Here is a 13,007-nt window from a genome sequence, read left to right on the forward strand (position 1 = left end):
TAAACGCATGGTTGCAAGCTGTTTTTAGTTTAGGCGACTAGTTCCGTCGTTATAATTTAGGGTCACCCCTGGTTGAATGTTAAAAATATAAATATTATAAGAAACACTGTTATCACCGACTGATTGTGCTCGCATCTGCACACCCCTTGCTAGTAATTCATTTTGATAGAAAACGGGGCGCACACTATAACGAACATAGTGCTTAGGACTCGCTTTTAGGTAATCTGCGACTTGATCTTCATATTTAACCATCCCCGGATCATTTAGAGAGCGGGTAGCAGTAATTAGGTTCTTCCAGTTGTTATTTTGCCCCGTTAGCTGATAGCCGATTAGGTGACTTCGATTGTACAACCAGCCCGAACTAATCCGTTTGTTATGCCATCCGGTAGGATTAACCGTCAACCTTTCCCGCTTGGTCTTAGGCATCAAACTTTGATTTAACAAGGCGTCTGCCTGGGTCGCCCGGTTTAAATTATCTAGATTTCCATAATGCTGCCACGGACCCTTAGCGGTAGACAAGTCAGCCGCACTAAAGCCAGGCTTATTATCATTGACCGTAATCACTTGCTGACCCTGATAGCTTAATTGCGCTAAATCCTCATTTCCGCTAGCCGTTTGCTTAGAGTCAGTGTCCTCTAAGGTGATTCCTAATTTTTGAGCCTGCGAGGATAGTTTAGCCTTTAAGCTTTCATTTTTACGCTCCTGCTTAGCATTTTTTTCGGTTAGTGAACGTAAAACGCTAATCAGTTGAGTTTTTGTTTGGTTAAGCGCCTCAACCGGACTATTGTTTTGACTAAGAGCTATCCCCGCAATAAAACCAACCGCGATTAAAGCCAGCAAGACTACTGGCTTAACTTTCTTTAGCTGTTTTAAGTTAAGTAGTAACACCAAAATTAATAAGACAATAATTCCAATTCCCATACTCTCTTCCCCCTAACGCTGTGCTTTACGGTAACCGGCAGCTTGTGCCTCTGCTTCAGTGTTAAAGTAAACGGCATTAGCGGCTTTCATAGAATACCTAGCCTGACCGGGCACATGGTAAACGTGAGTATTACGATTGCCGACTATTTGCCCAGTCTGTCCTGTCGTAACAGAACTAGTTTGTGCTTGGCTAACTTCACTGCTAGCTTGAACTTGACTAGTAGCCTGGCTATTAGCACTAGCTTCTAGGCTAGCTAACGAAGTAGAAAGAACCCGCAGGCTACTAGCATCAGCCTTTAAACTAAGCGATTTTTTCTTAGCACTACTAATTCTTGCCCGTAACTGTTTCTTGGATAAGCTAGTTAGGTTAGTCTTGGCCTGAATCGTTGCGGGGGAGTGCTTAACCGTTCCCACAAACCCTAAGGTTAAAATTAACATCAACCAGGCACTTATAAATTTAATCTTTTTCTCTTTCATTCGCTTCACCCTAAAATAGTACGTATGTTTACTTAATTATAACAAAAAAGGCGTCACCCGCCAACTGGGGTAACGCCTACTTACTAAGCAAGAATTACTTAAGAGTAACCTTTGCGCCAACTTCTTCAAGTTTAGCTTGGATTTCTTCTGCTTCTTCCTTAGCAACGCCTTCCTTGATAACTGAAGGTGCACCATCAACTAAGCCCTTAGCGTCTTTCAAGCCAAGACCAGTGATGTCCTTAACAACCTTGATAACCTTAACTTTTGCAGAACCTGCATCAGTTAATTCAACGTCGAATTCTGATTTTTCAGCAGCAGCGTCGCCACCAGCAGCACCTGCAACTGCTACAGGAGCAGCAGCTGAAACGCCAAATTCTTCTTCGATAGCTTTTACTAAGTCGTTTAATTCAAGAATGCTAGCTTCTTTTAAGTCAGCAATAATCTTTTCTGTATCTAATGCCATTTTGATATCCTCCATTTAGGTATTATATATAATTAGTTAAAATAGTTATGCTAAAGACGCATTAAGCTGCATCTTCATCTTTACTGTCAGCAACAGCCTTAACTGCATAAGCGAAGTTGCGAACAGGAGCTTGTAATACGGAAAGTAACATTGAAAGCATACCTTCGCGGTTTGGTAATTTGGCCAAAGCGTTGATTTCTTCAAGAGAAGCAACCTTACCTTCGATCATACCACCCTTAATTTCCAATGCTTCGATATCTTCGGCATATTTAGCCATGATACGAGCTGGAGCGACAACATCTTCAGAAGAAAATGCCACAGCTGTAGGGCCTGTGAAAGTTTCATCAAGGCCTTCGTAACCAACCTTATCAGCAGCACGCTTCAAGTATGTGTTCTTGATAACACGCATTTCAACGCCAGCTTCACGTAAGTCCTTACGTAAGTTAGTTACTTGTTCAACTGTTAAACCACGGTAGTCAACGACAACTACTGAAACAGCTGATTGGAACTTTTCAGCAACTTCGTCAACGATAGCAGCCTTCTTTGCGATAATTTTTTCACTCACTTAGATTCACCTCCTAGTCATTGTGTCAAGGTTTCTTATAAAATAAAAAACCCTATGTTCACGAAGACATAGAGAGAGAGTTCATTCAAGTCTCCTCGGCAGGATATTAAGGTTTACACCACCTGAGTCTTCGGTAGAATCATAATTTAAAAAATTGACCTTCAATAGCATATCATTTTCAAACAAAATCGTCAAGGCTTTTTTGAAATTATTTTAATTCAATTACTTGGTCGCTAATTTCCTTAAAGTAAGGATCGTGACTAACGATTACCACCGTCTTCCCTAGGGAACGTAATTTGATAAAGAGCTCAGCCACCTGGTTGCGTAAATTCAAATCCAAGGACCCAGTCGGTTCATCAGCTAAAACTAATTCCCCCTTGGCAAGTAAAGCCCGGGCAAGCGCAACCCGTTGCTTCTCGCCCACGGATAACAGTTTCACCTTAGTTTTTAAGCGGTAGCTCAGCCCAACTTGTTTTAGAGCTTCATTCATCTTGAGATTTTTTTCTTTTTTAGTTAGCTTTTGGTAAGCCAGTGCAATCTTTAAGTTAGCCGCAATCGTTTGCTCCTCAAGCAAGCCATAATCTTGAAATACATAAGCCAAATGCTCCCGCCGATAACGCGTTGCCCTTGCCCCTTTAGCTGGGACTACCTGACCATTAAATAAAACATTTCCTGCCTGATAAGTCGCTAGTCCCCCCATAATTTTTAAAAGCGTCGTCTTGCCAACACCACTTGGCCCATAGATGGTCGTCAAACTATGTTCTTGAATGGCTAAATTTAAATCTTGAAACACTAGCTGCTTGCCATAACTTTTAGTTAAGCCCCTAACTTCGATTAACGTCCTAGTCATTTTCTGCCTCAACCTTTCTCAATGCTAGCCCAGTGACTGCTAGTTCTATCAAGCTGATTATCGCTAACACCACCAACAAATTTAACCCATCAGCTCCCTGGATAACCCTAACTATTCCGTAGGTTCCTATACATAAATATTGACCTAGTAGCAATAGCCAATAGGACTGATAGGCTTTGAAACGGCTATAACCGTAACTGCGTTTTAACCTAATTTCCCGGGCAAATAACTTAAGGTAGCTTCCTAACGAGTAGCCACTCAACAAGATTAAGGTTAACAAGTAGAATAAATTCTCAACCACATGTTCACCTAAATCAGTCAACTCCTGCCTAAATTCTGCTCGGTCGGCTTGGCTATAACGGATCAATTGGGGAAAATTATCTTCTAAATTAACCTCTTTCATTCGCTTAAGCCATTTCTGACGGAGAGCTTTCTCTGAGCCTTCAAGCGGAATCATTAACCCATCTCTAGGAGAACCGTTCAAAATATTAAGATAGGTTGTCAGACTTTTGCTAGTCACAACATACACAATCTCATCATCCATTGCCCGTTGATTAAGGGCATCATAGCTAGACTGGTTATACTTTGGGTCAGTGTAAATTACCTTGAGGGGCTTATTACTTGCTTGAACGTACTTTTTTATGTAAGTCAAGGCCGCCCGTTCTTGGTTACGTCGGTCTTTAGGAAGCAAAATAACCAGCCGGTTTTCACTTGGCTTAACCGTGATTTTATGACCATGAATATCTTTTAGTGGGTAAGCATCCAAATAGTAATTATTCATCGTCACGGAAGTTTTAGCACGGGCAACATCGGCCGGTTGTTTGTAAGAAGCCGCCCCTGAATCAATATATAAGATTTTCTCCTTAGCAGCTAAGTAATACAATCTTTTGCCACCGCGCAAATAATTATCAACGTCACCAACCGGATTGCGTCCAACTTGAAGGGGATAAAAGCACAGGTAATCTTTTTTCACTTGGTTAACCTGTACAGATTTAAAGCCACTAATAGTTGCTTCAGCAATATTAAACAGGCTTACAAAGGAAAGAGCCACCACTAAAAACTTCAAGCTAAATAAGCCTAAAAAACTTCCAATTTCTAGCAACTTTTCCTTAAGTTCATCCAAGCTGACTATGTAAAGCACCGTAATTGTCCCTAGCGAAACTAACAGTTGCCAAAAGAAGATATTAAGGACGATAAAACTTTCCGCCACCCCACCTGCTACTAAAAGCACCGTCAGACTTAGTCCAGTCGTTACTGTTAGTAGCAAGCCCGGCACTTTCATAACTGTTATTACCGTCAATGGCAAAGAATAGCCATTAAGTTTGTACAACTTTACGCTAGCCTGCTCTAAAAAATAGTAAATAACCAAGGCTAGCAAACTAAATAGCAATAAGTAATCATTAATACTAGCTAGGGTGTCACTAAAATAAAAATGCGGTATTAATAACTGCTCTTCATCTCTTGGCTGGTAATCACCACTAGCATAGTGCTTCTTGAACTTGCGGTTGATCTGCTGATTGAAATCGGCTAGAAAGGCGTCATACCTAGCTTGATTGCGGGTTTCCACAAAGTATATCCCCTCATATTGGGCCCGAAGCGGTTTAGCTTCATTCAAAGGTTTTAAAGTTACTTGATAACCTTTAAGGTAGGGATACGTATAGCGGTAGTAGTCTTTTTGTGTACCTAAATCCCCAAAATTACCGGTAATCATACTCGTTGCTAGGTGGTGAACGTAGAAGGTGTAGTGGTTGTGATAATTAGAAGTGGGCTTTAATCCAAGCCAATCGTAACTGTAACCCACGTCTGCACACTTCTCTAAATAATTTAAGTGATATTTAGACGCACTTTTATTTAAGGCCGAAAAAATCAACCGTTGCTTTGTAGCTGAATTAATCAACAGGTCCGCCGGCAAGCGCAAGGCGGTAAAGTGCTTGCTCAAATCTTGTTGTTGGGTCGCTAATTGTACTTGTTGTTGGTACTGATTCAGATAAAAACTTGTCAGTCCGGTAAGCATGCTCATCAGCACAATTAAGCCTAACAACCATTTTTTTGCACTCATCTTTTTCCTCCAATGGTAATTAAAATAATAAAACCACATACAGAGTTTATCTTAACAAAAAAATTGCCACTTGTTTCAAATTCACCCTATTCGGTCGCTTTTCCAACGTATTCGGTTAATTTTAGGGCTATCTAACACATGTAAGACCAAAAGAAAACCCCCGTAAGAAAAGGTTACCCTTCTCTCACGGGGGACTCTAATCAAAGATTAAAGTGAAGCTAAATCAACAGTTACACTAGGACCGAATGTTGATGCAAAGGATACATGCTTGATGTATTGACCCTTAACAGCAGCTGGACGAGCCTTAGCAATTACGTCGTAGATAGTCTTGAAGTTACCTTCAAGTGCTTCTTCACTAAATGATACCTTACCTAATGGAACATGAACGTTACCGTCGCGGTCAGTTCTGTAAGTTACCTTACCTGCTTTTGATTCTGAAACAGCCTTAGCAACATCCATTGTAACAGTACCAGTCTTAGGGTTTGGCATTAAGCCCTTAGGTCCTAAGACACGACCTAAACGACCAACTTGAGCCATCATGTCTGGAGTTGCGATTGCTACGTCAAAGTCCAACCAACCATCTTGGATTTGTGCAACTAAGTCGTCGTCACCAACAACATCTGCACCAGCTTCTTGAGCTTCCTTAGCCTTAGGACCCTTAGCAAATACAACAACCTTTTGATCTTTACCAGTACCGTTTGGTAAAACAACGGCACCACGTAATTGTTGGTCAGCTTGCTTTGTATCAACGTTTAAGTTGAAGGCAACTTCAACTGTTGCGTCGAACTTAGCAAAGTCGATTTTCTTAACCAATGCAAGTGCTTCGTTAGCAGTGTAGTTCTTACCTGCTTCAACTTGCTTTGCAGCTTCTAAATATTTCTTGCTTTTCTTTTTAGCCATTAGTGAATTTTCCTCCTTGCAATATGTGGTCTATCGGATATACCTCCCACTTGACACAGCCGTTTTCACGAAGTGTCCGACTGAGAAGCATGGCCGTAGAAAGAATAAAATTAGTCTTCTACAACAAAGCCCATGCTTCGTGCAGTACCTTCAATCATGCGCATAGCAGCTTCAACGTCTGCAGCGTTTAGATCTTGCATTTTAGTTTCAGCGATTTCCTTAACTTGAGCCTTAGTTACAGTCGCAACCTTCTTCATGTTAGGTTCGCCAGAACCCTTTTCTACACCAGCAGCTTTCTTAAGTAAAACAGCAGCAGGTGGTGTCTTAGTAATGAAGTCGAATGAACGGTCTTCATATACGCTGATAACAACAGGGATAATCATACCAGCTTGGTCAGCTGTCCGAGCGTTAAATTCCTTAGTGAATCCCATGATGTTAATACCTGCTTGACCTAAAGCAGGACCAACTGGGGGAGCTGGAGTTGCTTTCCCAGCAGGAATTTGTAATTTAACAACGTTGACTACGTTTTTTGCCACGGTAAAAACCTCCTTGTATTCCGTGTGTGGTTCGGATGGTCTTAAAATTTGACCTCCCACGAGTACGCATAAAGCATACCCATAAAATATAGCATAGTAAAAATAAGTTTGCAAGCCTTTTAGAAAATTTATTTGTAACCTAAAATAACTTACTTTTTATAAGTAAAATTGTTATAATGAGTTTACAATTATTAAATATTAAGAAAAGCGAGGTCACCTTATGTATAACCAAGAAACAGTAATTACTTCCTACCTTTTAAACGTTACTAACCTAGCTAACGTGACTAACTACTATCACCACCACCTTGGTTTAGATATCTTAGAAAAAGCATCTAAGCAAGTTATTTTAGGACTAGCTGGCCGCCCCCTCTTAATTCTTAAAGAACAAGTCGGCCAAACCCGTCAGCAGGTAGCCGGTCTTTACCACACCGCCTTTTTAGTTCCAGACCAAGCTAGTCTAGGTGGAATCTTGCGGCACTTACTAGTAACTAATACCCCCCTACTAGGCGGAGCAGACCATGGTTACAGCCAAGCGCTTTACTTACAAGACCCCGAAGATAACGGGATTGAGATTTATTGGGATAAGCCCCTTTCCAATTGGGACATCCGCGCCAACGGTCAAATCATCGGGGTAACAGAAGAGCTAGATGGCACCCGGCTCTTAGAACTTGCTGACAATCGGACCGGACTACCTCAAAATACTAAGTTAGGTCATATCCACCTTCAGGTCACCGACCTCAAAGCCAACCGGACTTTTTACCAACACAACTTAGGCTTTGAACTTAAAAGTAGCATGAAGCAAGCTGACTTTTTGGCTTACGGACTTTACCACCACCATTTGGCCGCTAATACCTGGACTAGGGCCAAGCTAACAATCAGGTCCCGAAACCAGCTAGGCTTGGGGACCTATGCACTCACTGTTCCCGACCTAGACCTAGTGAGAGAACAACTAGATGTTAATAATTACCCCTACCGTAATTTAGCCACCAAACTAGCCCTCACAGACCCAAACGGAATTGAGTTAATCATTAGCTAAAATAAAAGCGGACTATTTTGGTCCGCTTTTACTAGATAATTTCCTTTTTGACAATCTTTAACTGACCATCTAATTCATAGATAATCGGCTGGCAGTTTTCGACCTCTAAGCCGTCAATGCCTTCGTCACTAATTGACTCTAAGTACTTGATTAAAGCTCGAAGCGTCGACCCATGTGCAACTACTAGTTGATTTTTACCTACCAATAATTTAGGGGCAATCTCGTCTTGCCAGTAAGGCATAATTCGGTCTAGGGCTTGGGCTAAACTCTCCGCCGTGGGAATACTTCTAGGATCAAGGTTAGCATAACGCCGCTCTAAATCAGGCTTGGCTAAGGCTGGGGGAACGGCATAAAAGGACCGACGCCACAAGGCAACTTGATGCTTGCCATAAATTTTACGCGTATCATCCTTATTTAGTCCCCTTAAGGCACCATAGTGTCGCTCATTTAAGCGCCAAGTTTTATGCAAGGGCAGATACAGTTGGTGACACGCCTCTGCTACCAGATTGGCTGTTTTGATTGCCCGACCTAAAAGCGAGGTGTGAATATCAGTAAACTTTAACTCGTTTTGCGCTAGTGCTTGGCCAGCAAGAATTGCTTGCTTCACACCTAGTTCAGTTAAAGGGGCATCATTCCACCCGGTATACACGTTTTCTTTGTTAGCGATGCTTTGCCCATGTCTGATGAGCACTAATTTTACCATCTACTTATCCTTTCTTTCTCACACTCTTCTAGCCCAAATTATACCACACTTATTAAGTGTATAAAAAAGAAGCTAACTTAACGCCGCTGGCTAAGTTAGCTTTCCTTTTAAGTGAATTGTATTAAATTAGAGACGACCTGCAAATGATGGAGCCCAACCAGAGATGGAACCATACTTAACAAATTGGCCAAATGTAGGTGCGTGGATGTAACTACCGCCACCAACGTAGATTGCTACGTGGTAAACACCGCCACCTTCACCCCAGAATAAGAGGTCTCCAGGTTGTGCTTGGGAAACAGGAATCCGGGTAGTTTGTGCAGCTTGAGCAGCAGCAGTCCGAGCAAGTGACTTACCAAAGTGGCCGTAAACATATTGGGTTAAACCTGAACAGTCAAAACCTGAAAGACTTGAACCACCCCATACATATGGAATGTGCATCTTAGTCAATGAATCAGCCATTGCTAAAACTGAGCTAGAGTTAACACTTGAAGCAGCTGGCGCAGCACTAGTTGAAGCGGCTTGACTGCTTGCTTGGTTAGTAGTTTGACTAGCAGCTTGGTTGTTACTGTTATTGTTAGCATTGTTGCTTGAGGATGATACTGAAGCAGCAGCAGCTTCTGCTTGGTTAGCAGCCTTTTCTGCATCGTCAGTACTCTTAGCAGCAGCTACTTGCTTAGCAGCTTCTTCAGCTGCCTTCTTAGCTGCTTCTGCTTTGGCCTTAGCTTCATCTTCGCTAGCCTTCTTAGCTTCCAAGTCAGTCTTTTGAACAGCTAAGTCAGCCCGGGCTTGAGCTAATTCCTTGTTTTGTTCCTTTTGCTTTTCAGCAGCAGCTTGTAAGTCGGTTTGCTTTTGAGCTAACTTTTCTTTGTCAGCCTTTTGGTCTGCTAAAGTTTGGTTATTAGCACGAACCACAGTCGCCACTGTAACTGTCCGGCTAACGGCTTCTGTTACAGAATCTGAGTTAGCCACAAATTCAAGCATAGACCCTGCATCATTTAATTGGGCTGCCCGAGCTTGGTCAGCTAATTGTTCAGACCGTGCAGCGATGTTCTTCTTCAAAGTTGCAATTTCTTGAGAAGTCTTTGCTTCTTGACTTTCCAACTTAGATAAAGCAACTTGACCTTCTGAAACCTTCTTTTCTGTTTCAGCGATTTTAGCTTTAACAGCGTCTAAATCTGATTGGGTATCAGCTGAGGCACTTGTTGCTACCCCTAAAACTGTGAAAGCCGCTGCTGCCATCACAGCAACCTTTTTCAATCCTAATTTCTTCATAATTATATACTCTCCTAAAATACAATTCATTTACCGTTCAAACGGCTACGAATAATATTTTAGCATATAAATACTTTTACGCTATTACAGTAAATTTACAGTTACTGACTAAAAAAGCTTATAACCCCACTAATATTACAGTTATATTTCAATTTAGTAATATAAACGACAAAAAACACTTACAAACCCGCAGGACTTGTAAGTGCCTTACCACATTATTAATGTTTCAAATGTGTAGTATAGTGGCCTAACTTATCTTCTTCAGCCACCACTTCTTTTTCTTCTGGAAGTTTATTAACTACACTAGTATCTTCCACGGTTCTATTGCCCACAAAGGTAATCACTGAACCAATCAAGATAATTACAATCCCAATGATTGTAGTAGGCAGAATTTTTTCGTGAATTAAGATGGCAGCTAAAATCGGCGCTAACCCTGGTTTAATAAAGAAGACCAAGGAAGCAGTTGAAACGTCTGAATTTTCCATTGCCATAAAGTAAAAAGCAAAGCCCCCACCGGTCACACAAATTCCTAGGTAAAGCAACAAAGGCAAGGAGCCAATTGTAATATTAGCCAAGATAGGTAGGTTTGCAAACGTCTTTAAGGCTGGAATAGTTGCTAAGCTTCGAGCAACAAATGGTAAGTGGGTTACTAATGAGAGAACTAATAGTTCAATCGTTCCAGCAACAAAAGTATAAGCGGTCATAACAACTCCGTTTAAGCCAAGCTTATTTGAACCGTAGCGTGACACAATTGAATAAAAACCAAATGTTACCGCTGAAAGGAGGCCCAATACAATTCCAACTGGTTGAGAAAGGTGGGCTGGATCAATAATCACAACTAGCCCAATTAAAGAAACTACCACTGAAATAAAGCTTGCCCGACTCATGCGCTCCCGTAAAAGTAAAAAGGCAAATAATAAGGCGAATACGGGATTGCAACTAAAAAGCACTGCCACGGTTGAAGCCTTAGTAGCTGCAACGGCTAATTGAAAGAGGGTCATACTAACAATCACACAGCAAAAACCCGTCAGCCAAAAGATTTTCCAATCTGCCCTTGTTAATTTCCGTTTTAGCTTACTTAAGCTAGCTTGAGCAATTGGAAGTAAGACCAAACTCCCGATAAAAAAGCGAATTAAGTTTAACTGAATCGGATTAAAAGTCGCTCCAGCAACCTTTAAAGCAATTTCCATTGAACTAAACAGAAAAGTTGATAAGCAAATGTAAATAATGGTTTTTTTCACAAATAAAACTTCTTCCTATGTAAGATTTTGAGTTATTACCATTAAGATAGGGACAACAACCATTGTCATTAAAGTAGTTTCTGTCACCATTACTGCGGCATACTCAGCGTCAGCCCCGTACAATTTTGCTACTACCGGCGCGTTAGTCATAACCGGCATCGCCGCCTGTAAAATAAAGACCTGTTTCATCAAGAGGGGCATCGGTGCCTGCATTACCAACAAAGCCATTAGTGCAGGCGCAACTAGAAAGCGTCCCCCTAAGATTAGTAAGTTATCCTTATGCAAGGTCAACCGCCCTAAACCGGCGTTAGAGACCGCAATTCCGATGAAAATCATAGATAAGGGAATTGTCAACCCACCAATATAGTGGAGGTCACTTTGAATAAAGGTCGGGATTTTGACCCTTAAAAAGACCAAGATTACCCCTAGAATATATCCTAGTAGCGGCGGCGAGAATACCTTTCTGATAACCTGCCTTAAATCTAGCCGTGCCTTTTGTCCGCGACCATCCCGTTGGATAAAGTAGGTCCCAATTGTCCAAAAAAAGGTTGTATTACACATGTAATAGACTAAGACATACGGAATGCTTTGATTACCAAATAGCGCTTCGTTAATCGGGAGCCCGATAAAAACCGTATTTGAATTGAAAAACATTGAGGTAAATACCCCACGCCGACTCTTATCCACTCGAAAAATCCGGGCAATTGCCATCGCTAAAGCCATCAAGATTGTCATCGAGAGGGCCGGGTATTTCAATTCTGGTAGCATCTTCAATAATTCATGGGCAGTGAACTTACTAGTAACTGTATCCAACATGTAACAAGGCAGTGCCACTTGAGTTACTAATCGCGCAATCAATCCGCTAGAACGCCCGTCAAACCACTTTCTTTCAGTCAAAACGTAGCCCACAATAATCATTACTAAAATGACTAGCACTCCTGAAATACTATGGTAAAAAACCTGCATATATCTTCACTTCTTTCGTCCCTACATGCCCCCTAGTATATCATACATTAAGCCATTATTTTTAATCGTTTTGTAATGAAAACGTTCTAACTAAAAAAGATTTTTAGGCATATTAAAATAGCCTAGGAAGCAACCGCTCCTAGGCTATTTAGCTACTCTATTTCAACTAAGATTCCAAAATGATCACTAACTTGCGGACTAGTTTGCCCATCAAAAATCACCTGATACTTAGACACTTTAAAAGTATCACTGAGGTAGACGTAATCAATCCGCAGCTGTCCTTCATTATCTTGCCAACCATCAATAGCTTTCACTACCGTGTGCTCACCGTAACGTTTAGCAGCCACCTGGAAACTATCCACCAACCCTAAGTTAGCCTCCCTAATTTGTTGGTGGGCAGAACTTTCTGGGGGGTTATTGAAATCTCCCATTATTACCAGGGGCTGTTTTTGCCCCTTAAGCGCTGCTTTTGTTTTAGCCCATTCGTAGTCAAACCCATTTTTGCCTGCCCACGAATAATGTCCCACCACAAAGGTGGCTTGACTAGTTTGCCCCACTAAAATTTTACGAGTCAATTTTCCAACGTAGCTGGGATTAGAAGTTACTTGCTCTGTGCTAATTAACTTTTCTTTGCTCAATAGCGCTAACCCTTCTTGGTAGGTGTCATAACCAATGTGGGTATAACTATAAGACCAGTAATAATTTAAGCCTAATTCTCGCAAGCGGCTAACTAAAAGGTAGGCAAAATTATCCTCATGAAGCGGAACTTGGTTGGCTAAGGGGCAAAAATAGTCGTCACCCTCTATTTCCTTAGAAGTAATTAATTGGTTAATTTCTTGTAAAGCAACTATATCTGGGTTTTCTTCCTTTATATAGGTCGCTATCTGCGCTAGTTTTTCCAGCGGTTGGCTCTCAATGTAGCTATGTGTATTTAAAGTCATCACTTTCATATTCAATCTTCCTTTCCCCAATATCAAAAAACAGGGACATGAACTTAAGTTATGTCCCCATCTTTATT

General features: G+C 41.3%; 14 protein-coding genes and 1 other annotated feature. Of the genes, 1 reads left to right on the forward strand and 13 read right to left on the reverse strand.

Features of this window, described 5'->3' with window-relative positions; all coding sequences use genetic code 11:
* Positions 1-24: 24 nt before the first annotated feature.
* The 8 genes from N4597_RS08660 to rplK all read right to left on the reverse strand — a co-directional run bounded on the left by N4597_RS08660 (position 25) and on the right by rplK (position 6,771).
* Entirely contained in the window at positions 25-921 is an 897-nt protein-coding gene (locus tag N4597_RS08660) for a DNA/RNA non-specific endonuclease (protein WP_089144736.1), read from the reverse strand.
* A 12-nt stretch (positions 922-933) separates the two neighbouring features.
* Positions 934-1,398 (reverse strand): sunset domain-containing protein, encoded by a 465-nt coding sequence (locus N4597_RS08665; RefSeq protein WP_056975918.1) that lies wholly within the window; start codon positions 1,396-1,398, stop codon positions 934-936.
* Positions 1,399-1,492: 94 nt separating this feature from the next.
* Entirely contained in the window at positions 1,493-1,861 is a 369-nt protein-coding gene (gene rplL / locus N4597_RS08670) for a 50S ribosomal protein L7/L12 (RefSeq protein ID WP_050610910.1), read from the reverse strand.
* A 61-nt stretch (positions 1,862-1,922) separates the two neighbouring features.
* Positions 1,923-2,426 (reverse strand): 50S ribosomal protein L10, encoded by a 504-nt coding sequence (gene rplJ, locus N4597_RS08675; protein ID WP_050610909.1) that lies wholly within the window; start codon positions 2,424-2,426, stop codon positions 1,923-1,925.
* Positions 2,427-2,460: 34 nt separating this feature from the next.
* Positions 2,461-2,578: a sequence feature (ribosomal protein L10 leader region), on the reverse strand.
* A 56-nt stretch (positions 2,579-2,634) separates the two neighbouring features.
* Positions 2,635-3,276, reverse strand: coding sequence for an ATP-binding cassette domain-containing protein (locus tag N4597_RS08680; protein WP_260903444.1), 642 nt, complete (start codon positions 3,274-3,276; stop codon positions 2,635-2,637).
* Positions 3,269-5,335 (reverse strand): hypothetical protein, encoded by a 2,067-nt coding sequence (locus N4597_RS08685; RefSeq protein ID WP_260903446.1) that lies wholly within the window; start codon positions 5,333-5,335, stop codon positions 3,269-3,271. Before N4597_RS08685 ends, N4597_RS08680 begins: the two co-directional genes overlap by 8 nt.
* Before the next feature lie 207 nt (positions 5,336-5,542).
* A complete protein-coding gene (gene rplA / locus N4597_RS08690; protein WP_050610907.1) occupies positions 5,543-6,235 on the reverse strand; it encodes a 50S ribosomal protein L1 in 693 nt (230 codons plus the stop codon).
* Positions 6,236-6,345: 110 nt separating this feature from the next.
* On the reverse strand, positions 6,346-6,771 hold the full coding sequence (gene rplK / locus N4597_RS08695) for a 50S ribosomal protein L11 (protein ID WP_050610906.1): 426 nt from the start codon (positions 6,769-6,771) through the stop codon (positions 6,346-6,348).
* 220 nt (positions 6,772-6,991) lie between these two features.
* Here rplK and N4597_RS08700 point away from each other — a divergent pair, with 220 nt between their 5' ends.
* Positions 6,992-7,807: a VOC family protein gene (locus tag N4597_RS08700; RefSeq protein WP_089144739.1), complete on the forward strand. Its 816-nt coding sequence runs from the start codon at positions 6,992-6,994 to the stop codon at positions 7,805-7,807.
* Between the two features lie 31 nt (positions 7,808-7,838).
* Here N4597_RS08700 and N4597_RS08705 read toward each other — a convergent pair whose 3' ends face one another.
* From N4597_RS08705 to N4597_RS08725, 5 genes are all read right to left on the reverse strand, one after another.
* The gene (locus tag N4597_RS08705; RefSeq protein WP_089144740.1) at positions 7,839-8,510 is read right to left on the reverse strand and encodes a 2,3-bisphosphoglycerate-dependent phosphoglycerate mutase; all 672 of its coding nucleotides are present in this window, start codon (positions 8,508-8,510) and stop codon (positions 7,839-7,841) included.
* A gap of 126 nt (positions 8,511-8,636) precedes the next feature.
* Positions 8,637-9,782 (reverse strand): C40 family peptidase, encoded by a 1,146-nt coding sequence (locus tag N4597_RS08710; protein WP_172580073.1) that lies wholly within the window; start codon positions 9,780-9,782, stop codon positions 8,637-8,639.
* A gap of 218 nt (positions 9,783-10,000) precedes the next feature.
* Positions 10,001-11,023: a DMT family transporter gene (locus N4597_RS08715; protein ID WP_260903451.1), complete on the reverse strand. Its 1,023-nt coding sequence runs from the start codon at positions 11,021-11,023 to the stop codon at positions 10,001-10,003.
* 15 nt (positions 11,024-11,038) lie between these two features.
* Entirely contained in the window at positions 11,039-11,989 is a 951-nt protein-coding gene (locus tag N4597_RS08720; RefSeq protein WP_089144743.1) for an AEC family transporter, read from the reverse strand.
* A 152-nt stretch (positions 11,990-12,141) separates the two neighbouring features.
* On the reverse strand, positions 12,142-12,939 hold the full coding sequence (locus N4597_RS08725) for an endonuclease/exonuclease/phosphatase family protein (RefSeq protein WP_056975902.1): 798 nt from the start codon (positions 12,937-12,939) through the stop codon (positions 12,142-12,144).
* Between the last annotated feature and the right edge of the window lie 68 nt (positions 12,940-13,007).

This window comes from Ligilactobacillus agilis, from assembly GCF_025311475.1.
Classification (GTDB): domain Bacteria; phylum Bacillota; class Bacilli; order Lactobacillales; family Lactobacillaceae; genus Ligilactobacillus; species Ligilactobacillus agilis.